The following is a 21,560-nucleotide window of genomic DNA, read 5'->3' as shown; positions in this document are numbered from 1 at the left end:
TGCCGCGCCATGTTGCCGCCATGGCGAAATCCCCCGGCACTCCTCGCTCCAAGGCTTCGAAGCCGGCCCTGCAGCCGCTTGACCAGCATCTCGCGCGCTTGCTGAACCCGGCTCTCGCCGGCGAGGATCGGGGCAAGGGCTTCGGCGAGGCTCCGCAAGCGCGCTATCAGGCGGAAGCGCCGGTCGGCGTGGACCCGGCTTTGGCCAAGGCGCTCGGCCTTCAGCCGGAGCCACCGCCGTCCCGCCGCCGCACGCGCGAAACCGAAGCCACCAGCTACGCCGAGATTGCCGGCGCGAAACCCCGCCGGGTGATGCAGGGCAATGTCGCCCCGGCCCTGCCGGATGAGATCCGCATGGGTGGAGGGCTGGACGGGCTGTCGGAAGCCGATACGCAGACATCGTCGCTCGGGGTGAAGGCGACCGCCGATGCGCTGAAAGCCCTGCTGGAAACCGGCAACCCGCTGTTCAAGGACGAAAAGCTCTGGGTACCGCATCGCCCGGCCCGCCCCGCCAAGTCGGAAGGCGGCATCGCCTTCCGCATGCAGGCCCCGTTCGAGCCGAAGGGCGACCAGCCCCAGGCTATCGTCGAACTGGTGGGCGGCGTTCAGGGTGGCGAGCGCGATCAGGTGCTGCTGGGCGTCACCGGGTCGGGCAAGACCTTCACCATGGCCCAGGTGATCGAAAAAACCCAGCGCCCGGCCTTGATCCTCGCGCCGAACAAGACCCTGGCTGCGCAGCTCTATTCGGAGTTCAAGAGCTTCTTCCCGGATAATGCGGTCGAGTATTTCGTCTCGTATTACGATTATTACCAGCCCGAGGCCTATGTGCCGCGGACCGATACCTACATCGCCAAGGAATCGACCATCAACGAGGAGATCGACCGGATGCGCCATGCGGCGACCCGGGCGCTGCTCGAACGCGATGATGTCATCATCGTCGCCTCGGTCTCCTGCATCTACGGTATCGGCTCGGTCGAGACCTACACCGCGATGAGTTTCTCGGTGGAGGTCGGCGAGCAGATCGAGCAGCGCCAGTTGATCGCCGATCTCGTCGCCCTGCAATATCGCCGCACCAATGCCGATTTCTCGCGCGGCACCTTCCGGGTGCGCGGCGATGTGATCGAACTCTTCCCGGCGCATTTGGAAGACCGGGCCTGGCGGATCGGCCTGTTCGGCGACGAGGTCGAGAGCATTGCCGAATTCGACCCGCTGACCGGCCACAAGAATGCCGATCTGAAATTCGTGAAGGTCTATGCGAACTCGCATTACGTGACACCGCGCCCGACGCTCGACCAGGCCGTCAAGGGAATCAAGGAAGAGCTGAAGTTCCGTCTGGACGAGTTGAACCGGCAAAACCGCTTCATCGAGGCGCAACGGCTGGAGCAGCGCACACAGTTCGATCTCGAGATGCTGCAGGCCACCGGCGTCTGCCAGGGCATCGAGAATTACTCGCGCTATCTCACGGGCCGCAAGCCGGGCGAGCCACCGCCGACCCTGTTCGAATACCTGCCGGACAATGCCCTCGTTTTCACCGACGAAAGCCATGTCACGGTTCCGCAGATCGGCGCGATGTACAAGGGCGACTTCCGCCGCAAGGCAACTCTGGCCGAATATGGCTTCCGCCTGCCTTCCTGCCTCGACAACCGCCCCCTGCGCTTCGAGGAATGGGAGGCAATGCGCCCGCAGACGGTGCATGTCTCGGCCACGCCGGGCAACTGGGAGATGGAGCGGACCGGCGGCGTCTTCACCGAGCAGGTCATCCGCCCGACCGGGCTGATCGACCCGCAGGTGATCATCCGCCCGGCGCGGACGCAGGTCGATGACCTGCTGGGCGAGGTGCGCGATGTCGCCCGCGCCGGCTACCGCACTTTGGTCACGGTGCTGACCAAGCGCATGGCCGAGGATCTCACGGAATACCTGCACGAGAACGGCGTGCGCGTGCGCTACATGCATTCGGATGTCGATACGCTGGAGCGGATCGAGATCATCCGCGATCTCCGGCTTGGCACCTTCGACGTGCTGGTCGGCATCAACCTGCTGCGCGAGGGGCTCGACATTCCCGAATGCGCGCTGGTCGCCATTCTCGATGCCGACAAGGAAGGCTTCCTCCGCTCCGAGACCTCGCTCGTGCAGACGATCGGCCGCGCCGCCCGCAATGTCGATGGCCGCGTCATCCTCTATGCCGACCAGATGACAGGCTCGATGGACCGCGCGATCGCGGAGACCAACCGTCGGCGGGAGAAGCAGGAGCGCTACAATGCCGAGCATGGCATCACGCCGCAAAGCGTGAAGCGCAACATCGAGGATATCCTCAACTCGCCCTATGAGCGTGACCGCGTCACCGTCGACAAGGGCGTGGCCGACCAGGCGATTTCGATCGGCCATAATTTCGAGGCGGTGCTGGCCGATCTCGAGAAAAGGATGCGCGCGGCCGCGGCCGATCTGGAATTCGAGTCCGCCGCCCGCCTGCGCGACGAGATCAAGCGTCTCAAGGAAACCGAGATGGCGGTGTTCGAGGAGCCTTCGAGCCGGCAGGCCCAGGTGACAGCGAAGGCCGGCAAGGCGGCGGCGTCGCAATATGGCGCGGCGGCGAATTTACCGCCAAAAAACGCGAAACCAAGCGAAGTGGGCACCGGTTCGCGTGAAGATTTCGCGAAAGGGAAAACAACCCGCGCCGGGAAACCGTCCCTCGATGCGATGGGCCCCGGCACGGACCGGGAAGTGCCGCTGTCCGGAACGCCGCGCGCCAAGGGCGGCGGGCGCCCTTCGAACAAGCGGCGCTGAGAAGACTGCTTACCGCATCACATCGCCGGTCATCGGATCGAGGATCAGGTCCTCGCGCTGGCCGGCAGCGTTCTGGACGCGCACCGCATAGCATTTCTGCTCGGCGAGCCGGATCTCGACCAGCCGCAGGCCACGCTGCTGCAATTCGAGCGCGATTTCCGACGAGGACAGCCAATGCACGCGGGGGATGCGTGCACAATACGGATCATAGGAAGGCTGGACAGCAGCGGCAGAGCTGGCGAAGCCGCAGGCAAGCAGGAGCGGCAGGGTCAGACGGTGCATCGCGGTTTCCCTATTCTGGAGCGGGTCAGTTCTGGAGCGAGACGACATCTAGCCGGTGCCCTTGAAGACTTTGCTGACCTCACCCGCCGCCTTTTGCTTGAATTTGACTAGTTACAGGCGGAGGCTCATTCTCGGAGGTGTTGATCCGGTCGCCAGGCCGATTCAGGGTGGCGCCGGCAAGAGCGGAGGCGACCATGCTTGCCCGTGCATTCCCTGACTTCCTGGCTTTGCCGATCGTCGCGTTTCTCGGGCTGCTGGCCATGCCTGCCCTGGGCGCGGAACCGCCGCGCGCGGCGTCGGACATCCCGGTTTCCCGGGCCAGCAGCAAGACGCCCTGTACCTGCCGGGCGGCAGGCCAGTCTTTCGAGGTCGGCAGCGAGATCTGCCTCGGAAATCGCATGATGCGCTGCACAATGGCGATCAATGTCACGTCGTGGGAACAGACCGAGCAGCCCTGCCCGCAATCCTGAGCGGAGCCTTCCGGCCGTCCACGGTCACGGCGGCCCGGCGGCCGCCGACGCACTCACACCAATCCGAAAACGATCGCCGCAAGCAGGGCGAAGGAAGCAAGAAACGCGAGCAGATCGAGACGAAGAACCGCGCTCATGGGACAACTCCTCGGTGGAGACCCGGAAAGCTTACCTTTTGTTAACGAGTTGGCAACGGATTTCCGCGGCCCCTTCACAGGACGGTTAATGGCGCGCCAAATGGATGCCGAAAATGCCCGTCAGGCGGCTTCGGACACCGCGAGCGCCCCTTCCAGGAAGGCCGCGGCCGCCAGTGCGCGCTGGTCATCCCCGAACGCAGCCACCACCTGCAGGCCCACCGGAAGCCCCTCGTCGGTCCGGCAACCCGGCACATTCACCGCCGGCAGGCCGAGCAGCGTGACAAGACGGTTGAAGCGTGGATCGCCGGTCGTGTCGGCCAGCGGTGCCGGCCCCGGTGCGGAATAGGTCAGCAGCACGTCGATCGGCTCGAACAGGGCATGCGTTGCCTTGCGGGCCTTGTTGGCGACCGATCGCGCAGCATCGAACTCGACGACGGGGATTGCCCGGCCCTCGTCCAGAGCCGCCCGGAGCGTCGCGGACAACGCCTCCGGGTGACGCCGATGCTCGAAGGCGAGGTGCTGCGCCGCCTCGAACAGCGAGATCGTGCGCTGCGCGTCATGCGCGGCCGCAAAACGCCCGTCCAGGGTTACATCCACCACCTTCGCTCCGGCCTTGCCAAGCGCATGGATGGCTCGCCGGAGCGCCGCCTCGGCCTCCGGCTCGGCCGAACCGGCAAATGGCATGCGCGTGACGCCGAAGGTCGGCGTACCGAAATCCTGCCCGTCCACGCGCAGCGCGCGGCCCGTGATCGCCTCCAGCCCGAAGGCGACATCCGCCACCCGGGCGCCCATCAGGCCAAGCGTGTCGAGCAGCGGCGCGAACGGCTTCACCCCGCTGATCGGCAGCAGGCGGTAACTCGGTTTCATGGCAGCCACGCCGCAGAAGCTGGCCGGACGGATGACCGAGCCCGAAGTCTGCGTTCCGAAGGCGAGCGGCAGCATCCCCGCCGCCACAGCCGCCGCCGAACCGGAGGAGGAACCGCCCGGCGTCCGTCGCGGGTCATGCGGGTTGCGCGTCTTCGGCGGGCTGAGGAAGGCGAGTTCGGTCGTCACCGTCTTGCCGGGCACGATCCCGCCGGCATCCTCGGTCAACACCACGATCGGCGCATCGGCCACCGGGCGATTGTCCCGGTAAAACGGCACGCCATAGGCCGTCGGCATCGCAGCCGTCTCGATGATGTCCTTCATGCCGACAGGCAGCCCACCGAGCGGCCCTCTCGGCCGGCGGGCGGCGAGAATGCGGGCCCGGTCGAGATCGAGATGCTGGAAACAGCCGAGTTCCGCCTCGCGGGCGGCGATGGCCTGGGCGCAGAGTTCGAGCACGGCCTGCGGCGTGATGTCGCCCTCGTCGAGGGCCTCGGCAAGATCAAGCGCGCGGAGCATCGGATTTTCCGTCGATCAGCTGGAGGATCAGCATCGTCCCGCGCCGTGCGATCGGCGAGGCAATGAGCGCCGCGATATAGGCCAGCGGCCAGGCGATAACGAAGGCACGCAACCACCGCGCGACGAAATCGGGCGGCGTACCGACATTGAGATAGGTCACTACCGCCGTCATCAGGAATGCCATCACGCAGGAGAGGATGGCAGGAAAGATAAGTCGGGCCTTGCCCTGCATGCGCGTCACTCCGCCACGGATGAAATCGGATTATCTGGCATCGTTACGCAGCGTTTACCGCTTCGTAACCCTTTCTCTTAAGAGAAGGTTACCGGGATCGCGTCATTTTTAGCGGATGTTGCGTTTCAACCATGCCTCCGCACGTCCGGCCTCTATCGGCCCGCGCACCCTGTCGCGGCTGGCCCTGCTGGCTGCCGGCCTCGGCGCCTTCCTGAGCGGCTGCGGCTTCGCCCGGTTCGAGCCGCGTGAACCCTGGCGCGCGGAAGCGGAAATGGCCTGCATGAAGGCCGGCATCATCCGCGAAAGTCAGTTTATCCGGCAGACCAAACCGATCGATGGCCCCGGCCCCTGCGGCGCCGACCTGCCCCTGAAAGTCGCTGCCTTCCCGAATGACAGCCAGTCCGTCGCGCTGGCCCTCGCCTCAACCGGCGGCCAGCAGGCCGGCTTCACGCCCGGCCTCCTCGAGATGACGGTGATCAAGCCGGAAGCCACGCTTGGCTGCCCGATGGTTGCCTGGACGGATGACTGGATCACCACGGCGGTCCAGCCCGCCGCCATCGCCTGGTTCGGCCAGGGCATACGCGAGATCCGCACCGCCGGCTCCTATGCCTGCCGTCGGCGCAACCACCAGGCCAATGCCCGCCTGTCCGAACATGCTTTCGGCAATGCCATCGACATCATGAGCTTCGTCTTCAATGACGGCAATGTCGTCACGGTGAAGGGCGGCTGGCGCGGCACCGAGCAGGAACAGGGCTTCCTGCGCGATGTATTCCACGGCGCCTGCCAGCGCTTCCGCACCGTGCTCGGGCCCGGCTCGGACGCGCTCCACTACGATCATTTCCACCTTGATCTCGCCCGCCATGACGCCCGGGGCCAACGCCGCTACTGCAAGCCGCAGGTCGCCGCACCGCAGCGCCCGCTGCCGGGCACCTACGGGCCTGCCGTCAACCCGTTCGGCGGCCCGCAGAACCCCTATGCCTTCCGGCAGGCGCCTGCTTCGCCCTATCCCGCCGGGACGCTGCAGGCCCAGCAGAACCAGATCGCCGCCGGCCCGCGCCCGCCGGCATCCCTGCAGGCCAGCACGCTGCCCGCCCCGGCCGGTGGCATGCTGCCCGGCCCGCGTGCCCCCGCACCCGCCGGCAGCCGCTGGCAGGATTCGCAGGGCCAGGATCTCGAGATCGAGCCTGATTTCGACCCCTCGCAATTCGACCTCGCCACCGGCTCGATCCCCGACCTGCCGCCCCGCCGCGTACCGGGCCTGCCGCCGGATCGGACCGGCTCCATCCCCGCCAGCCCGGTCGAGACCGAAACCATCCCGGCGCCGAAGCCCCGCCCCCGTGCCGCCGCGCCGGTGCGTCAGCCGACCATGGCCAATCCCCGCGGAAACTGAGCCCTTGCGGCGATGGGCCCGCCGGGCCATCCTCCGGCCAACGGAGGATCTCCCATGGATTACGTACGGTTGGGCCGGACCGGCCTGAAAGTGTCGCGCATCGCGCTCGGCTGCATGACCTATGGCCACCCGTCCTGGCGGGAATGGGTGCTGGAGGAGGAGGAATCCATGCCCTTCTTCCGGCGCGCCATTGAGGCCGGGATCAATTTCTTTGACACTGCGGACATGTACTCCCTCGGCGAGAGCGAGCGGATCACCGGCAAGGCGCTGAAGGAATTCGCCCCGCGCGACGAGGTGGTCATCGCCACCAAGGTGTTCAACGCGATGGGCCCGAAGCCCAACCAGCGCGGCCTCTCGCGAAAGCATATCCGCGAGGGCGTGGATGCCTCACTCAAGCGGCTCGGCACCGACTATATCGACCTCTACATCATCCATCGGCTCGACCATGAAACCGAGATGGAGGAGATCGTCGAGGGCCTGAATGATGTCGTCCGCGCCGGCAAGGTGCTCTATCTCGGCGCCTCCTCGATGTATGCTTGGCAGCTCATGAAGTTGATCGGCCTGCAACGCGCGCATGGCTACGCCGAATTCGTCTCGATGCAGAACTTCTACAACCTCGTCTATCGCGAGGAGGAACGCGAGATGATCCCGCTCCTGCAATCCGAGGGGCTGGGCATGACGCCATGGTCGCCACTGGCCCGCGGCTATCTCGCAGGTTCGGGCCTGTCGAAGCCGGTCAGCAACGAAACGACGGTGCGCGGCCGGTCCGACCAGCATGTCGGTGCCCTGAAGATCGGCACCCCTCAGGACGAAAGCATCCGGCGGCGGCTCGTCCAGGAGGCGGAGAAACTCGGCACCACGCCGGCCATCCTTGCCCAGGCCTGGGTGCTGGCGAAGCCTTTTGTCACCAGCACGATCCTCGGCGCCTCCAAGATGCGCCATGTCGATGATGCCCTCGCCGCGCTCGCCCTCAAGGTCGATCCGCGCGTCTGGGCCCGGCTCGAGGCGCCCTACCGCCCGCGCGAGGTGGTGGGCCACCAGTGACGTTGCCGCCATGCCGCAACCCTGTCGAAAATCCCCGGATCTGCCCGCGCGGACTTGACCGCCGGGCGCCGAGGGGCGAAGGCTAGGGTCGAAATTCAGGAGGTTCCGATGCGCCTGCTTCCCGTCCTGTTCGGCCTGCTCGTGGCCGCACTCCCCGCCTCCGCGCGCGAGGAAATCCCGGCCGAGACCCGGATCATCCCGTGGTCGGCGCAGGTCTCCTCCTGCGACAGCCCGGGCGTGCTGTCGAAGCTGCAGCACCGCTTCAACGCGACCGAGCGGAAATACTGGAACAGCAGCGCCGAGATCGTCGGGTTCGAGAAGGTCCGGCAGGCCGCCTTCCGCCCGCATGGCCTTGATCTGATCCCCCGCCGCTACTGCCAGGCGCAGGCCGTGATGGCCGATCGCCGCCGCCTGACGATGCGCTACGCGATCATCGAGGAAACCGGCATCATCGGGATGAGCGAGGGCGTCCAGTTCTGCCTCTCCGGCTATGACCGCAACCACACCGCGATGCCGGGCTGCTACCGCCTCGACCGCTGATGACCCGCCTTCCGGCCCTCCTTGTGCTGCTGGCGGCTTTCGTGCTGCCGGCCTCCGCCCAGCCGCGCGAGGAGCGTGGCGCGCCGATGGGCCGCTTCGATTTCTACGTGCTCTCGCTCTCCTGGTCGGCCACGTTCTGCGACCTGACAGGCGAGCGCCGCAGGAACCCGCAATGCGAGCCCGGGCGCAATCCCGGCTTCGTGGTGCACGGGCTCTGGCCGCAATATGAACGCGGCTACCCCTCGTTCTGCACGCCGGATGGCCGCAATCCCTCGCGCAACGCCATGGATATCGGCGAGCGCGTCCTGCCGACGAGCGGTCTCGCCCGCCATCAATGGCGCAAGCACGGCACCTGCTCCGGTGAAAGCCCGGCCGGCTATTTCACCGCCACCGAGACGGCGCGGAACCGGGTGAAGGTGCCGAAGGATCTCGAGGCGCCGGAAGCGCCGCGCCGCTGGTCCGTGCCGGATATCGAGCGCGCCTTCGCCCTCGCCAATCCTGGCCTGCGCCCGGACATGATGGCCGTGACCTGCAAGAAGGGCATGCTGGAGGAAGTGCGGCTCTGCCTCACGCGCGATCTTCGCAGCTTCCGCCCCTGCGATGAGGTGAGCCGCGATGTCTGCCGCACGCGTGACATCGTCGTCCCGGCTGCACGGTAAGGGCCGGTGAATTACCGCCACGCCTTCCATGCCGGCAATTTCGCCGATGTGTTGAAACATGCGGTGCTGATGCGCATCCTCGCGCATCTCATGCAGAAAGACACGGCGATCCGCGTCATCGACACCCATGCCGGCGCCGGCCTTTACGACCTCAAGGGCGACGCCGCCAGCCGCACCGGCGAATGGGTCGACGGGATCGGCCGGCTGAACGCGGGGCCCCTGGATGCGCCGGCCGAGACCATCCTCGCCGGCTATCGCGCCGCCCTTGCCGACCTCTCTCGCGACGGGCGGCTTTATCCCGGCTCGCCGGCGCTGATCCGGCATGTTCTCCGGCCGCAGGACCGGGCCTCCTTCAACGAGTTACACCCGGAAACCCTACGTGACCTGCGTCGCGCCCTGCCGCGTGATGACCGGCTGGTGATCAACCAGCTCGACGGCTACATCGCCTGGAAGGCGCAGATCCCGCCGCCGGAGCGGCGCGGCCTCGTGCTGGTCGATCCGCCCTTCGAGAAGGAAGACGAATTCGACCGGATGATCGAGGGCATGCAGGTCATGGCGCGCAAATGGCCGACCGGCCTCGCCATGCTCTGGTACCCGGTCAAGAACCAGCGCCGCGTCTCGCTTTTCGAGGCAGGTTTGGTGGAGAGCTCCTTCGCGCGCATCCTGATCGTCGAGTTGCATGTCGACGAGCCCGAGGCGGAAGGGCCGCTGGCGGCCTGCGGCCTCGCCATCGCCAATCCGCCGTGGAAGCTCGACGAGGAATTGCTGAACCTGCTGCCGGCCCTGTCGGAGCGGCTTGGGCGCGGCGGCATTGCGCGCTGGCGGGTTGACTGGCTGAAAAGCGCCTGAGCCAAAGGCCAACAAAGCCCTTGCCGATTTCCGGTCAAGCGGCAATGGTCAGGCCATCCAACGCCCCGGAAGGGGCCTCAAGAAACGGAAACGCCCATGCTGAAACTGCGCTCTTCCGCCGCTTCGCCCTTCGGCCGCAAGGTCAAGGTAGCGGCGCTCTTCACCGGCCATGCCGACAGCCTCGAGATGCTGCCGACGGACACGATGAACCCGGCCGATCCGCTGCGGCAGGACAACCCGCTCGGCAAGATCCCGTGCCTGATCCTGCCCGATGGCAGCACGGTCTATGACAGCCGCGTCATCGTCGAATATCTCGACCACGAGGCCGGCGGCGGCAAGGTGATCCCGGCGGCATGGCCGGCCCGGCTCGCCGCGCTGAAGCTTCAGGCCCTCGCCGATGGCATCACCGACGCGGCGATCCTGCAGCTCTATGAAGGCCGCTTCCGCGCGCCCGAAAAGCACGAGCCGGCCTGGATTGCCCATCAGGGCGGCAAGGTCGAACGCGGTCTCGGCACGCTGGAAGCCAACCCGCCCGTGGCCAGCGCCACGCCGGATATCGGTGTTATTTCCGTGGCCTGCATGCTCGAATGGTACGAGTTCCGCTTCTCCGGCCTGTCGAGCGGGAACTATCCGAAACTCGCGGCCTTCGCGGCGGAGTTCAACCGCCTCGTTCCCGCTTTCGCGAAGACCAAGCCGCACGCTTGAGCAGCGGGTGAGGCTCACCCCCTCACCACAAGGTCCCCAATCTGCCTCCCCGCCAGGGCCCACGGCCCTGGCCAGGCGCGAAGACGCCGCCGAGCAGACCCGTCAGGAGCCGTTGCGAGGGACCTGCGCCAAAGGCCAAACAAGTCCCATCCCGACGGACCCCAAAAAAGAAGGGGCCCGGTTCCCCGGACCCCTGTCGCCCCCCGGCATTCCCTTGAAGGCGCTATGCGCCCTCAGAAGCGGTAATTGACGCCAACGCGGATTTCGTTGTTCACGATATTCGCGTTGCGAGCGGGAACCACATTGTAGGTCTGGCCCTCGAAACGGTAGTGCAGATACTGGACCGAGGCGGAAACGCGGTCCGTGAGCATCATTTCGCCGCCGAGACCGATGACATAGCCGATATGACCGTTCGAGGATTTCGCGCCGCCGGCCTTCATCGTGCCGGTCGTGTAGGCGATACCGCCGGTCACGAAAGGCAGGAAGCGCTCGAACGCATAGCCGACGCGGACACGGCCCGAGCCGATCCATTTCTGGCGGAAGCTCTCGGTGAAGCCACGATAATCGATGCCGGCATAGGCGAGATCGGCCTCACCACCAATAACCAGCCGGTCCATCTGCCAGTTATGCCCGATCTGCAGACCGCCCTTGAACCCGTCGAGATCCGCCGAGCGCGAACGCCCGAACACGTAGCCGAGATGGGCACCGGCATAGAACCCGGCCCAGTTGGTCGCGAAGACCGGCGTCGGAGAATAGCCGGAGCGGCGCTGGAGATCTGCGGCCTGAACTTGAGAAACAGCCATGAGACCTGCAACGCAGGCAGTAGTGGCAAGAATTTTCCTGACGACACCACGCATCTTGGGCTCCTTACTCAAGCAACACATCTTCAAGCAGAAATTCATTCGGATTGTGATCTAGCACAAGCATCTGTTAAGCTGAACAGGACCCTGCATTGAGGGAAAACATTTGATTAATCGGCATCGGCGGCGATTAAGGTTATTCAAAAACTAACATCACAGTTGCAAGAACATGGCGGCCATGCGAAGCGAGGGAAAAGTCATGTCCGGGGCCTGCTGGTGACGCTGCCGCTGTCGATTTTCATCATTGCCCGCAACGAGGCTGACCGCCTGCCCCGCACGCTCGAACCGCTGGCGGCCCTGAGCGACGACATCGTCGTCGTCGATTCCGGTTCGACCGATGGCACGGTTGCGCTGGCCGAGGCCGCAGGCGCGCGCGTCATCCACAACGACTGGCCGGGCTATGGCCCGCAGAAGCGCTTCGCCGAGGCGCAATGCCGCCATCCCTGGCTGCTCAATCTCGATGCCGATGAATGGCTGCCGCCGGAACTGGTGGCGGAAATCCGGGCCTTGTTCGCCGCCGGCACTCCGGCCGCCGATGCCTACGAGATCCGGATCGCCGAGGTGTTCCCGGGTGAGGATGCCCCCCACCCCCTCGCCTATGCTTTGCCGCCGGTCCGGCTCTACCATCGCGCGAAGGGCGCCTATTCGACCTCCATCGTGCATGACCGGGTCGATCTCGTGCCCGGCGCGAAGGTCGCGCGGCTCAGAGGCATCGTCCACCATTTCTCGGTGCGGTCGATCGGCGACCAGATCGCCAAGCTCAATGCCTATGCCGACCAGCAGGTGGCTGATCTGGCGCAGCGCGGCAAGCGTATCCCCGACTGGCGGATCTTCACGGAATTCCCGCTGGCCTTCTTCAAGGCCTATCTGATCCGCCGCCATTTCGTGCGCGGCATCTATGGGTTCATCACCGCCATGAATTTTGCATTCTATCGCTGGTTGCGGGTCGCCAAGGATTACGAGCGTCGCTCGTTGGAGCGGAAGCGGAACCGCCAGCCATGACGGCGCGGCAGATCGCGTTTGTCACCGGCGGGTCGAAGCGCATCGGTGCTGCCATCGTCCGGCATCTGGCGGAAGCAGGCTATGCCGTGGTGATCCATTTCCATCGCGGCCGCGAGGAAGCTGAAGCCTTGGCCGCGGAACTGGCGGCGCGCGGATGCCGCGCTGCCACGACCGGCGGCGATCTCTCCGCGCTCGAGTCCTTGCATGCCCTGATGGCAGCGGCTGCCCGGCCCTTCGGCCCGCCTGATCTGCTCGTCAACAATGCCTCGGTCTTCCTCGATGACCGCATCGGGACGCTCGAACCCGCCCGTTTTGCAACGAACCTCGCCGTGAACCTGCAGGCGCCCTGCCTGCTCGCCCGCGCCTTCGCCGAGGGCCTCCCGCCCGGCGAGGCCGGCGCCATCGTCAATCTGATCGACCAGCGCGTCTTCCGGCCCAACCCGCAATTTTTCAGCTACACCCTGGCCAAGGCGGCATTGCTGACAGCCACGCAAACGCTGGCACAGGCGCTCGCACCACGCATCCGCGTCAATGGCGTCGGGCCGGGCCCGACCATCCCGAACATCCATGATGGTGCGGAGGGCTTCGCACAGGAAGCGGCCGGGACCCTGCTCGGCGAGGCCGTCGCACCTGAAGCCATTGCCCAGGCGGTGCTTTACCTCGCCCGCGCGCGGTTCGTCACAGGCCAGATGATTGCCGTCGATTCCGGCCAGCATCTCGGCTGGCGCACCCCGGATATTGTCGGAAACTGAAGCGACCCACGCCCCGCTGGATTGACCAAAGGGCCAAGGCCACCGGCCTTGGCTAGGCGCGACTGCGCCGCCGAGCAGGCTCCGGCAGGAGCCGTTGCGAGGGACCCAAAGGGGGGAACGACTATACCCGGATGGCGGCGATCAGGCGGCCGTAATCCGGCTCGTTGAGATGGGTCTTCCGCCGATACGAAAAAAATCTTTGAGGATCGGCATAGGTGCACAAATTCAGTTTGTCGATTTCACCGATCCCGATGCGTTCCAGACGGGCCGAAATGTAGCCCGGCAGGTCGAAATGCGGGTGCGTTTCGCGCCGTCCCGGACGAAAGAAGCAGGCATTTCCGGCATCCGCTGCCAGGAACTGCGCCATGAATTCCGGCCCGACCTCATAATTTTCCGGCCCCAGCATCGGCCCGAGCGCAACAATCATGCGGGAACGCTGCGCGCCCTTCCGTTCCATCGCGTCGACCGTGGCTTCAAGAACCCCGCCGATCGCGCCTTTCCAGCCGGAATGGGCCGCGCCGACGACGCCAACCTCCGGATCGGCAAAGAGAATCGGCCCGCAATCCGCAGCGCCGACACCCAGGGCGAGGCCCGGTTTCACGGTAACCATCGCATCGGCCTGCGGCCGTTCCGCCAAAGGCCAGGGCGCCTCGACATCGAGCGCGATGGCGGAATGGATCTGATAGAGCGAGAGAAAATGCTCTGGCAGAACATCGAGATAGGCCGCCATCCGGTGTCGGTTCTCGGCCACGGCCGCCGGATCGTCATTCGAGCCGATCCCCCCGTTCAGGCTGGCATAGACGCCCGTGGAAACGCCGCCTTCGCGGGTAAAGAAGGCATGGCGGATTCCGGCGCGGTTGAGGGCAGGTGAAGTCAACGGCGTGAGCATTGCGGGCTTTCAGCGAGAAGCGGTTCCGGCGAGGCGTGGATCGGGCTGGTCGAAGCCGGGCAAGGCGGCCATGCCCGGGCCGGATATGGCCAAGGCCTTGAAAAGCTGGCCCATTCCGCCCGGACCAGTGCCAGCGAGGCGCTCCACTGCGGCATCGATCTCGGCCGGATTTTCCGCCTTCGGCTTGAGGATGCCGGCCCTGTGCCGGATGCCCAGCCGCTCCAGCAGGGTGGCCTGCGTCAGGACCGGGTGATCCTTGGCGCCCGCCCGCCGCGCCGCGATGGCAAGGCTGGCGAAATCGACATGGGCGGTGATATCGGCCTCACCGGGATTGGCGAGGACCGAAGCAAACTGGTGCTTCCTGACGGCCTGAAGCGTCTCGCCGAAGGCAAAATGCGCGTGTCCGTAATCGACCGCCAGCAGCAGGCCGTTCTGGGCAACGAGCCGGCTCGCCAGCTTTTTCATGATGTCGAGCGAGATTGGCGAGGTTTCGAAAACCGTGCCTTCCGGCGCTTCGATCGTCAGCCCCTGTGCGGCGTTGCGATCAAGCCCGAGCGCCAGTTGCCCTTCCGGTCCGATCCCGACAAGGCGCTCGCGCCATTCGGTTCCGTAGCGCTGGAACTGGCGGATCGGCAGCGCATCGAAGAACTCATTGGCAAGGATCAGCAGCGGGCGATCCTCCGGCAGACTCTCGATCGAGGCATGCCAGGTCACACGGTGCCCGCTCTCCTTCAGCGTATCGGCCTGTGCCCGCTGGAGAACCGGGCTCATCTCGACGAGATGCACCTCGAGGCAGGAGGTGAAGCCGGGCAGCGCCCGCGCCGCCCGCAAGGCATCGGCCATCAGCGTGCCACGTCCGGGGCCAAGCTCGACCAAAGCCACCCTCGGCGGCTCGCCCAGCATCTGCCAGCCAATGGCGGTGAACAGCCCCAGCAATTCCCCGAAGATCTGGCTGATTTCCGGCGCAGTGACGAAATCCCCGGCCATGCCGAACGGGTCGCGCGTCATGTAATAGCCGTGGCGCGGATGGCCGAGCGCCAGCGCCATGAACCGGTCGATCCCCATCGGGCCGTTGGCGCGGATCTCGGCGACAATCTCGTTCTCGAGCATGCTCACTCCGCCCCTGCCAATCCTGTCCTGCGGGCCGCAAGCCCCCGCCGGATCAGCCAGAGTCCGGCCAGGAACATCGGGATCGACAAGGCCATGCCCATGGTCAGCCACCCCCCGGCGATGAAGCCGAGATAGCGGTCCGGCTCACGGAAGAATTCCACGAAGAACCGCGCTGCAGCATAGCCGCTCCCGAAAATTCCCGCCAGCAGCCCGGGCGCACGAAATCCCGTGCGTCGGACCAGTACGGCGAGAACGATCAGCAGCAGAAGCCCTTCCAGTCCCGCCTCGTACAACTGCGAAGGGTGGCGCGGCTCCGGCCCGGCATCCGGAAAGATGATCGCCCAAGGCACATCGGCAGGCCGACCCCAGAGCTCTCCCTTGATGAAATTGGCGATGCGGCCGAGCAGGAGGCCGACCGGCGCCACAACCGCAGCAAGATCGGCCATGGCATAGGGGTTGAGCCCGCGCCGTCGGGCAAACAGGGCCACGGCAACAGCCGCGCCGAACAGCCCCCCATGGAACGACATGCCGCCCTTCCAGGTCTGCAGGATCTCGAGCGGGTTCGCGACATAGTAGCCCGGCTTGTAGAACAGCACGAAGCCGAGCCGCCCGCCGATCACCACACCGAGGGCCGCGAAGACAAGGAGGTCGTCCAGCTCTTCCGGCGTCGGTGCCCGCGCCCCGCCCCAGAGCCGGGCGGTTGCGGCCAGATGCCGCGCATAGAGCCAGCCGGCCACGAGGCCGAGAATATAGGCCAGCGCATACCAGCGCACGATGATCGGTCCGATGGCAAAGGCGACGGGGTCGATTTCGGGGAGCAGCATGGGCAGCAGGTCCTTCACGTCGCGCGGGCGAATCTTCTCTAACGAAAGCCGCTCCGCCATGCTAGAAGCTCGTCCCGAATGGCGACCTGCCAACCCAACCCTGCCCTCACGGAGCCGACAATGCGTGAACCCCCGACCCGCCTGCTCGATGAATTGTCGCGTGTGATGACCGGCGCCGTCGGTCTGGCGCAGGGTGTGCAGCGCGAGGCGGACAGTTTTGCCCGCAGCCAGATCGAGCGGATCCTCCGCGATTCAGACCTTGTGACCCGTGAGGAATTCGAGGCCGTCCGGTTGGTGGCCATCGCCGCGCGGGACGAGAATGATCGCCTGCTTGCCCGGATCGAGGCACTGGAATCAGCCCTTTCCGGCAAGGCGGCATCGAAGAAGGCCGGCAAGGAATCAGCGGAGAGCTGAGCCGGCTTTCCTTAAACGGCGGCGCCGTCAAAGGGTTTCTTACACCCCTGTGGACATCGCCAAGACTGTGGATCGGATCGGGCCGCGAGGTTGTGGCAGCCCGCCGAATCCCGGAAGGTCGCACGTGACGCTGACTTCCCGTCCCGCCGGTTTTCCGGTCGCGGTTTTTCCCCAACGTCGCTGTGAGTATCGCCGCAGAAAGGCGGCGACAGCGCGAATCTGGCCATGCTAGGTTCGATGAGGGTGATTCGCGGCAGAAAAAAACCGCCCGAGTCAAGTCCGCGTTGGCTGTTCCGGCATGCCGGTATGGCCGGGTAGCGTGGCGTTCCCCGCGTTCCGCGTAGTCTCAAGTCTGGCAGCGTGCCATCCGGCGCGACGGGTTCTTGCGCCCGTTTTCCGGCAGCACGCACATGAAAACGACCATAAAAGGCCTGTGATGACATTTGTCGATCGCGACCCCGCCCGCGCCGAGAACCCGGTCGATCTGATCGAGCAGATTGCCCTGCGGCATCACTGGTCGTTCGAACGGGATGACGAGGACGAGATCTCCCTCGGCGTCACCGGCCGCTGGTGCGACTACCAGATCAGCTTCACCTGGCTTTCCGAGATGGAGGCCCTGCATCTCAGCTGCGCCTTCGACCTGAAAGTGCCGGAGCGCCGCCGCGCCGAGGTGCTGCAGCTGATCGCCAAGCTCAACGAGCAGATGTGGGTCGGCCATTTCGATGTCTGGTCGAGCGGCAATGCCGTGGTGTTCCGCCATTCGCTGCTGCTGGTCGGCGGCGTCGATCCTTCGCCCGACCAATGCGAAGCGGCGATGAAAATCGCGGTCGAGGCCTGCGAACGCTATTATCAGGCCTTCCAGTTCGTGGTCTGGGCGGGTAAGACGGCCGCCGAGGCGCTGGATACCGCCATGTTCGAGACGGCCGGCGAGGCCTGATCCGGACGGAGGCAGATCCGGCCGCCGGGAACCGTTTCCCCGCCTTTCGGATCTTTCGCCAACCCTTCGGATTTTTCATGGACAGCTTTGTTGATCTTCTGATTTTCGGTGCCGGCAAAATGGGCGGCGCCATGCTCCACGGCGCGTTGAAGGCCGGCTGGCCCGCCACACGGATCCGCGTGATCGATCCCAACCCGTCCGATACCCTCCGCGCGGATGCCGCGCGCTATGGCTTCAGCCTGAACCCTGCCGCCGGCACACCCGCGGAACTGGTTCTCCTCGCCATCAAGCCGCAGATGCTGGATTCGGCTGCCGCCACCCTGAAAATGCATGTCGATGCGAACACGGTGATCGTCTCGATCCTCGCCGGGAAGAGCATCGCCGACCTGCGTGCCCGCCTGCCCGGAATCACCCGGATCGTCCGCGCCATGCCGAATACGCCCGCGGCGATCGGGCGCGGCATTACCGGCGCCTATGCCACAGGCGGGCTGAGCGAGGCGGAGCGGCGGCAGGTTCTCGCCCTTCTGCAGACAACCGGCCGCCTCGAATGGCTCGACCATGAAGCCGATATCGATTCGGTCACGGCCCTGTCCGGCTCCGGCCCGGCCTATGTGTTCCATCTGGTCGAGGCGATGGCGAAAGCCGGCGAGGAACTCGGCCTTGCGCCCGACCTCGCCATGCGCCTGGCCCGCGCCACGGTGGAAGGCGCCGGTGAGTTGCTGTTCCAGGAAGCGGAAACCCCGCCAGCTACCCTGCGCCAGAATGTCACCTCGCCAGGTGGCACCACGGCAGCGGCGCTCGAGGTGCTGATGGGCCAGGAAGGGCTTCAGCCGTTGATGACGAAGGCCATCAAGGCCGCGCGCGCCCGGGCCCGGGCCCTGGCGGGTTGACGCGGCGGGCTTGCGTCCGCCGCATTGTGGCCTACCTTGGAGCGACAATGTCCTGACCCCAGGAGGCACCCATGGCACGCAAGGCTTCATCCCCCGAACAGGTTGCTTCACCGCGCGATCGCGTCGTGGATGCGCTGATGACCCTCGCCGCCGAGCGGGAATGGGCGGATATCCCGCTGGAGGCCATCGCCGAGGAGGCCGGCCTCGGCCTTGCTGACCTGCGCGATCTTTTCCCCTCCAAGGGGGCCATGCTCGGTGGCTTCGTCCGCCGCATTGACCGGGTGACCCTCGAGGGCACGCCAGCCGACCTGATCGACCAGCCCGCGCGGGACCGAGTGCTCGACCTGATGCTGCGCCGTTTTGACGCGCTGCGGCCCTATCGTCATGCCTTGCGCAGCATCCACCGCGCCTTCCAGGGCGACGTGCCGGGTATGTTGGCGCTGAACCAGCAGGCGCTGAATTCCTGGCGCTACCTGCTCGCCTCGGTCGGCATCGAGACGGAAGGGCCGATGGGCCTGGTCAAGCTGCAGGGCGCGATCCTCGTTTTCGCCCGGGTGATGCCCGTCTTCCTCGACGAGAATGACGAGACCCTGCCGAAGACCATGGCTGCGCTTGATCGGGAATTGTCGCGCGGGGAATGGGTCCTCCGGCGGGCCGAAGGGCTCGACCGCCTGATGGCGCCGTTGCGCGGCTTCTGCCGGGCGGCAAAGGACCTCCGGCGGCCTGGCAGGAACAGCGAACGGGACGCGGCCTGAATCCCATGATGGCGACTGCCCTTCAGCCTGTCACCCCGTTCGACACGTTCGCGGCGCTGGATATCCGCGTCGGCACCATCGTCGCGGTCGAGGCCTTCCCGGAAGCCCGCAAACCGGCCTGGAAGCTGACGATCGATTTCGGACCGCTCGGCACGCGCCGCTCCTCGGCGCAGATCACCGTTCATTACACGCCGGAAACGCTCGTCGGCCGGCAGGTGGCGGCGGTGATGAACTTCGCGCCGCGCCAGATCGGAAAATTCATGTCCGAGGTGCTGACCCTCGGCTTCCCCGATGCCGAAGGCGAGGTCGTCCTCGTGATGCCGGAACGCCCCGTTCCGAATGGCGGCCGGCTGTTCTGAACCTCAGGCGGGCACCTTCACCCGGGCCCGCAATCCGCCAAGCGGCGAATCTTCCAGAACGATGTCGCCGCCATGCCCGCGCGCGATGCCCCGCGCAATCGCAAGGCCAAGGCCCGTGCCGGCATGATCCTGGTTGCGCGAGACATCGAGCCGGAGGAAGGGCTTGAACACCTCCTCGCGCAGCTCCTCGGGAATGCCCGGCCCGTCATCATCCACCGTTACCGTGAGATAGCGCTCGTCATGCACGGCCTGGATCTCGATCCGGTCGCCATACCGCGCGGCGTTGGCAACGAGGTTCCCGAGAAGCCGGCGGAAGGCCTGCGGCCGCACGCTGACCACCGGATCGCCCTCGACGGCGAGGGTGGCGAAATGCCCTGTACGCTCTGCATCAACCCGGAAATCCTCCAGCAGCGCGCGGATATCGGTCGCTTCGGCCGATTCGGCCGCCTCGCCGCGCGCAAAAGCGAGGTAATCCTCCAGCATCCGGCTCATCTCGTCGATATCGCGCTTCATATCCTCGACTTCGGGCCCCTCGGGCAGCAGCGCCAGGGAGAGGCGGAACCGGGTCAGGATCGTCCGGAGATCGTGGCTGACCCCGTTCAGCATCGTGGTGCGTTGCTCGATCGCCCGCTCGATCCTGTTCTTCATCTCGAGGAAGGCGAGGCCCGCCCGCCGCACCTCGCGCGCCCCGCGGGGCCGGAACTGGACATCCCGCCCTTTGCCGAAGCTGTCGGCCGCATCGGCGAGGCTCAGGATCGGCCGGATCTGGTTGCGGAGCAGCAGGATCGCCACCGTGATCAGAACCAGCGACGAGCCCGCCATCCAGATCAGGAAAATATGCGAGTTCGACGCATAGGCCTGGCTGCGCCGGGCCGTGACGCGCATCATCGCGCTGTCGAGCAGCACCCGGATCTCGACGATCGAGGAGGAGCCGACCGTGTCGATCCAGAACGGCTTGCGGACGCGGGTGCGCAATTCAGCCGAGAGCGCCTGATCGAGAATGTCGAAAAACGGCTTTTCGAGCGGCGGCGGCAGCGGTTCAAGCGGCAGGAAATCCACGTCGAGCCCGAGCCGCTGCTCCGCGATCTGGGCCAGCAATCGGCCATCGATGCCCGGCGTCGGCCGCTCGTAGATGTCGATCAGCGCGGCGATATCCTGGGTGATCGCGGCAGAAAGCCGCGCCGTGACGGCCTGCCAGTGCCTTTCCATGAAGATATAGGCCACCACGGCCTGGAGCAGCACCATCGGCACGATGATGATCATCAGCGCCCTTGTATAGAGCCGTTTGGGCAGGATCCGGTTGAGCCAGCGCCCGATCCGCGCCTCCAGACGGAAAAAGGGCTGGAACAGGCGCTGGATCTCCGGCCGCTGCCAGACGACGCGGACGACATGAAGCAGGAGCCCGAGCAGCCAGCGCACCAGGTCGAACACCATCCGGAGCATCCGCCAGACCAGCCGGGCCAGCATGGCGAGGGCAGCGGCAACCTGGTCGAACGTGGTCCGCCACGCGCTCATCGATCGATGACCAGCCGGTAGCCGATGCCCCGCACGGTCTGCAGGAAAACCGGATTGCCGGGATCCGGCTCGATCTTGCGACGCAGGCGGTTGATCTGGACATCGATGGTCCGCTCGTTCGAGGCGCTGCCATTCTCAGCCAGCGCCTCCCGCGGGACCGTCTCGCCAAGAGCCCCGGCCAGCACGCGGAGCATCTCGCGCTCGCGCTCCGTGATCCGGAGATGCTCCTCCTCCTGCCGCAATTCGCCACGGGCGAAATGAAACTGGAACGGCCCGAACCGCACGGTTTCCGGCGCATTCTCGCGCGGATTCGTCGGCGGCAGGGCGGCCCTGCGCAGGATGGAGGAAATACGCAGCAGCAATTCGCGCGGGTCGAAGGGCTTGGTGAGGTAATCATCGGCCCCGGTCTGGAGGCCCGCAAGCCGGTCATCGATTTCCGCCCGCGCCGTCAGCATCAGGATCGGCACGGCAGAGCCGGCGCGGATCCATTGCGCGAGGCTGAGCCCGCTCTCACCGGGCATCATCACATCCAGCACGATCAGGTCGAAGAGCAGCCCTTCAAGCCGGGCGCGCGCTTCGCGGGCATTGTCGGCCGTCGAGACGCGGTAGCCGTTTTCCGACAGGAACCGGTACAACAGCGTGCGGATCCGGTCATCATCGTCGACGATGAGGATATGCGGGGCTTCGTCGGTCACCACCGTCTTGCGCATGGACACGGCTTTCTCGGGCGATAAGGCCCGGCAGGGGCTGTCCCGCCGGACATGAAAAGGGCTGCGCCC

General features: G+C 66.0%; 24 protein-coding genes. 15 read left to right on the top strand and 9 right to left on the bottom strand.

The window, feature by feature from the left end:
- Positions 1 to 20: 20 nt before the first annotated feature.
- Positions 21 to 2,783: an excinuclease ABC subunit UvrB gene (gene uvrB / locus P0652_RS06110; protein ID WP_284177878.1), complete on the top strand. Its 2,763-nt coding sequence runs from the start codon at positions 21 to 23 to the stop codon at positions 2,781 to 2,783.
- A 9-nt stretch (positions 2,784 to 2,792) separates the two neighbouring features.
- On the opposite strand, the gene P0652_RS06105 is transcribed toward uvrB, so the two are convergent.
- The gene (locus tag P0652_RS06105) at positions 2,793 to 3,065 is read right to left on the bottom strand and encodes a PepSY domain-containing protein (protein WP_284177877.1); all 273 of its coding nucleotides are present in this window, start codon (positions 3,063 to 3,065) and stop codon (positions 2,793 to 2,795) included.
- 194 nt (positions 3,066 to 3,259) lie between these two features.
- Here P0652_RS06105 and P0652_RS06100 point away from each other — a divergent pair, with 194 nt between their 5' ends.
- Positions 3,260 to 3,535, top strand: coding sequence for a hypothetical protein (locus P0652_RS06100; RefSeq protein WP_284177876.1), 276 nt, complete (start codon positions 3,260 to 3,262; stop codon positions 3,533 to 3,535).
- Positions 3,536 to 3,792: 257 nt separating this feature from the next.
- Here P0652_RS06100 and P0652_RS06095 read toward each other — a convergent pair whose 3' ends face one another.
- Together P0652_RS06095 and P0652_RS06090 are read right to left on the bottom strand one after the other, a co-directional pair.
- Positions 3,793 to 5,055: an amidase gene (locus P0652_RS06095; RefSeq protein WP_284177875.1), complete on the bottom strand. Its 1,263-nt coding sequence runs from the start codon at positions 5,053 to 5,055 to the stop codon at positions 3,793 to 3,795.
- Complete coding sequence (locus P0652_RS06090; protein WP_284177874.1) at positions 5,039 to 5,287, bottom strand: DUF2798 domain-containing protein; 249 nt, start codon at positions 5,285 to 5,287, stop codon at positions 5,039 to 5,041. The genes P0652_RS06095 and P0652_RS06090 overlap by 17 nt, the downstream gene beginning before the upstream one ends.
- A 115-nt stretch (positions 5,288 to 5,402) precedes the next feature.
- Between P0652_RS06090 and P0652_RS06085 the strand changes: the two genes are divergently transcribed.
- From P0652_RS06085 to P0652_RS06060, 6 genes are all read left to right on the top strand, one after another.
- Positions 5,403 to 6,677 (top strand): extensin family protein, encoded by a 1,275-nt coding sequence (locus P0652_RS06085; protein WP_284177873.1) that lies wholly within the window; start codon positions 5,403 to 5,405, stop codon positions 6,675 to 6,677.
- A 54-nt stretch (positions 6,678 to 6,731) separates the two neighbouring features.
- On the top strand, positions 6,732 to 7,721 hold the full coding sequence (locus P0652_RS06080) for an aldo/keto reductase (RefSeq protein WP_284177872.1): 990 nt from the start codon (positions 6,732 to 6,734) through the stop codon (positions 7,719 to 7,721).
- A gap of 108 nt (positions 7,722 to 7,829) precedes the next feature.
- Positions 7,830 to 8,261 (top strand): hypothetical protein, encoded by a 432-nt coding sequence (locus tag P0652_RS06075; protein WP_284177871.1) that lies wholly within the window; start codon positions 7,830 to 7,832, stop codon positions 8,259 to 8,261.
- Positions 8,261 to 8,920 carry a ribonuclease T2 family protein gene (locus P0652_RS06070; RefSeq protein ID WP_284177870.1) on the top strand — a complete coding sequence of 220 codons (660 nt, stop codon included), beginning with the start codon at positions 8,261 to 8,263 and terminating at the stop codon, positions 8,918 to 8,920. Before P0652_RS06075 ends, P0652_RS06070 begins: the two co-directional genes overlap by 1 nt.
- A gap of 6 nt (positions 8,921 to 8,926) precedes the next feature.
- Complete coding sequence (locus tag P0652_RS06065) at positions 8,927 to 9,769, top strand: 23S rRNA (adenine(2030)-N(6))-methyltransferase RlmJ (protein WP_284177869.1); 843 nt, start codon at positions 8,927 to 8,929, stop codon at positions 9,767 to 9,769.
- A 96-nt stretch (positions 9,770 to 9,865) separates the two neighbouring features.
- Entirely contained in the window at positions 9,866 to 10,474 is a 609-nt protein-coding gene (locus tag P0652_RS06060) for a glutathione S-transferase (protein ID WP_284177868.1), read from the top strand.
- A gap of 233 nt (positions 10,475 to 10,707) precedes the next feature.
- On the opposite strand, the gene P0652_RS06055 is transcribed toward P0652_RS06060, so the two are convergent.
- Entirely contained in the window at positions 10,708 to 11,277 is a 570-nt protein-coding gene (locus tag P0652_RS06055; RefSeq protein WP_284177867.1) for an outer membrane protein, read from the bottom strand.
- A 270-nt stretch (positions 11,278 to 11,547) separates the two neighbouring features.
- Here P0652_RS06055 and P0652_RS06050 point away from each other — a divergent pair, with 270 nt between their 5' ends.
- Together P0652_RS06050 and P0652_RS06045 are read left to right on the top strand one after the other, a co-directional pair.
- Positions 11,548 to 12,336 carry a glycosyltransferase family 2 protein gene (locus P0652_RS06050; protein WP_284178026.1) on the top strand — a complete coding sequence of 263 codons (789 nt, stop codon included), beginning with the start codon at positions 11,548 to 11,550 and terminating at the stop codon, positions 12,334 to 12,336.
- Positions 12,333 to 13,088 carry an SDR family oxidoreductase gene (locus P0652_RS06045; protein ID WP_284177866.1) on the top strand — a complete coding sequence of 252 codons (756 nt, stop codon included), beginning with the start codon at positions 12,333 to 12,335 and terminating at the stop codon, positions 13,086 to 13,088. The genes P0652_RS06050 and P0652_RS06045 overlap by 4 nt, the downstream gene beginning before the upstream one ends.
- A 121-nt stretch (positions 13,089 to 13,209) precedes the next feature.
- On the opposite strand, the gene pgeF is transcribed toward P0652_RS06045, so the two are convergent.
- The 3 genes from pgeF to lgt are packed head-to-tail and all read right to left on the bottom strand — an operon-like array spanning position 13,210 to position 15,971.
- On the bottom strand, positions 13,210 to 13,977 hold the full coding sequence (pgeF, locus tag P0652_RS06040; RefSeq protein WP_284177865.1) for a peptidoglycan editing factor PgeF: 768 nt from the start codon (positions 13,975 to 13,977) through the stop codon (positions 13,210 to 13,212).
- Between the two features lie 9 nt (positions 13,978 to 13,986).
- Positions 13,987 to 15,087 carry a class I SAM-dependent methyltransferase gene (locus P0652_RS06035; RefSeq protein WP_349774963.1) on the bottom strand — a complete coding sequence of 367 codons (1,101 nt, stop codon included), beginning with the start codon at positions 15,085 to 15,087 and terminating at the stop codon, positions 13,987 to 13,989.
- A gap of 2 nt (positions 15,088 to 15,089) precedes the next feature.
- Positions 15,090 to 15,971: a prolipoprotein diacylglyceryl transferase gene (gene lgt, locus P0652_RS06030; protein ID WP_502947466.1), complete on the bottom strand. Its 882-nt coding sequence runs from the start codon at positions 15,969 to 15,971 to the stop codon at positions 15,090 to 15,092.
- Positions 15,972 to 16,031: 60 nt separating this feature from the next.
- Here lgt and P0652_RS06025 point away from each other — a divergent pair, with 60 nt between their 5' ends.
- The 5 genes from P0652_RS06025 (at position 16,032) to P0652_RS06005 (ending at position 19,266) form a co-directional block, all read left to right on the top strand.
- A complete protein-coding gene (locus tag P0652_RS06025) occupies positions 16,032 to 16,325 on the top strand; it encodes an accessory factor UbiK family protein (RefSeq protein ID WP_284177863.1) in 294 nt (97 codons plus the stop codon).
- A gap of 436 nt (positions 16,326 to 16,761) precedes the next feature.
- The gene (locus tag P0652_RS06020) at positions 16,762 to 17,262 is read left to right on the top strand and encodes a type III secretion system chaperone family protein (protein WP_284177862.1); all 501 of its coding nucleotides are present in this window, start codon (positions 16,762 to 16,764) and stop codon (positions 17,260 to 17,262) included.
- 77 nt (positions 17,263 to 17,339) lie between these two features.
- Entirely contained in the window at positions 17,340 to 18,152 is an 813-nt protein-coding gene (gene proC / locus P0652_RS06015; protein WP_284177861.1) for a pyrroline-5-carboxylate reductase, read from the top strand.
- 71 nt (positions 18,153 to 18,223) lie between these two features.
- Entirely contained in the window at positions 18,224 to 18,907 is a 684-nt protein-coding gene (locus P0652_RS06010) for a ubiquinone biosynthesis protein COQ9 (RefSeq protein ID WP_284177860.1), read from the top strand.
- An 8-nt stretch (positions 18,908 to 18,915) separates the two neighbouring features.
- Positions 18,916 to 19,266, top strand: coding sequence for a tRNA-binding protein (locus tag P0652_RS06005; RefSeq protein ID WP_284177859.1), 351 nt, complete (start codon positions 18,916 to 18,918; stop codon positions 19,264 to 19,266).
- A 3-nt stretch (positions 19,267 to 19,269) separates the two neighbouring features.
- On the opposite strand, the gene P0652_RS06000 is transcribed toward P0652_RS06005, so the two are convergent.
- On the bottom strand, positions 19,270 to 20,781 hold the full coding sequence (locus P0652_RS06000) for an ATP-binding protein (protein WP_284177858.1): 1,512 nt from the start codon (positions 20,779 to 20,781) through the stop codon (positions 19,270 to 19,272).
- Positions 20,778 to 21,491, bottom strand: coding sequence for a response regulator (locus P0652_RS05995; RefSeq protein ID WP_284178024.1), 714 nt, complete (start codon positions 21,489 to 21,491; stop codon positions 20,778 to 20,780). Before P0652_RS05995 ends, P0652_RS06000 begins: the two co-directional genes overlap by 4 nt.
- Positions 21,492 to 21,560 lie beyond the last annotated feature (69 nt).

Source organism: Rhabdaerophilum sp. SD176 (genome assembly GCF_030143245.1).
GTDB lineage: Bacteria > Pseudomonadota > Alphaproteobacteria > Rhizobiales > Beijerinckiaceae > Rhabdaerophilum.
Note: the sequence above shows the minus strand (reverse complement) of the source record. Positions and strands in the feature narration are given on the sequence as shown.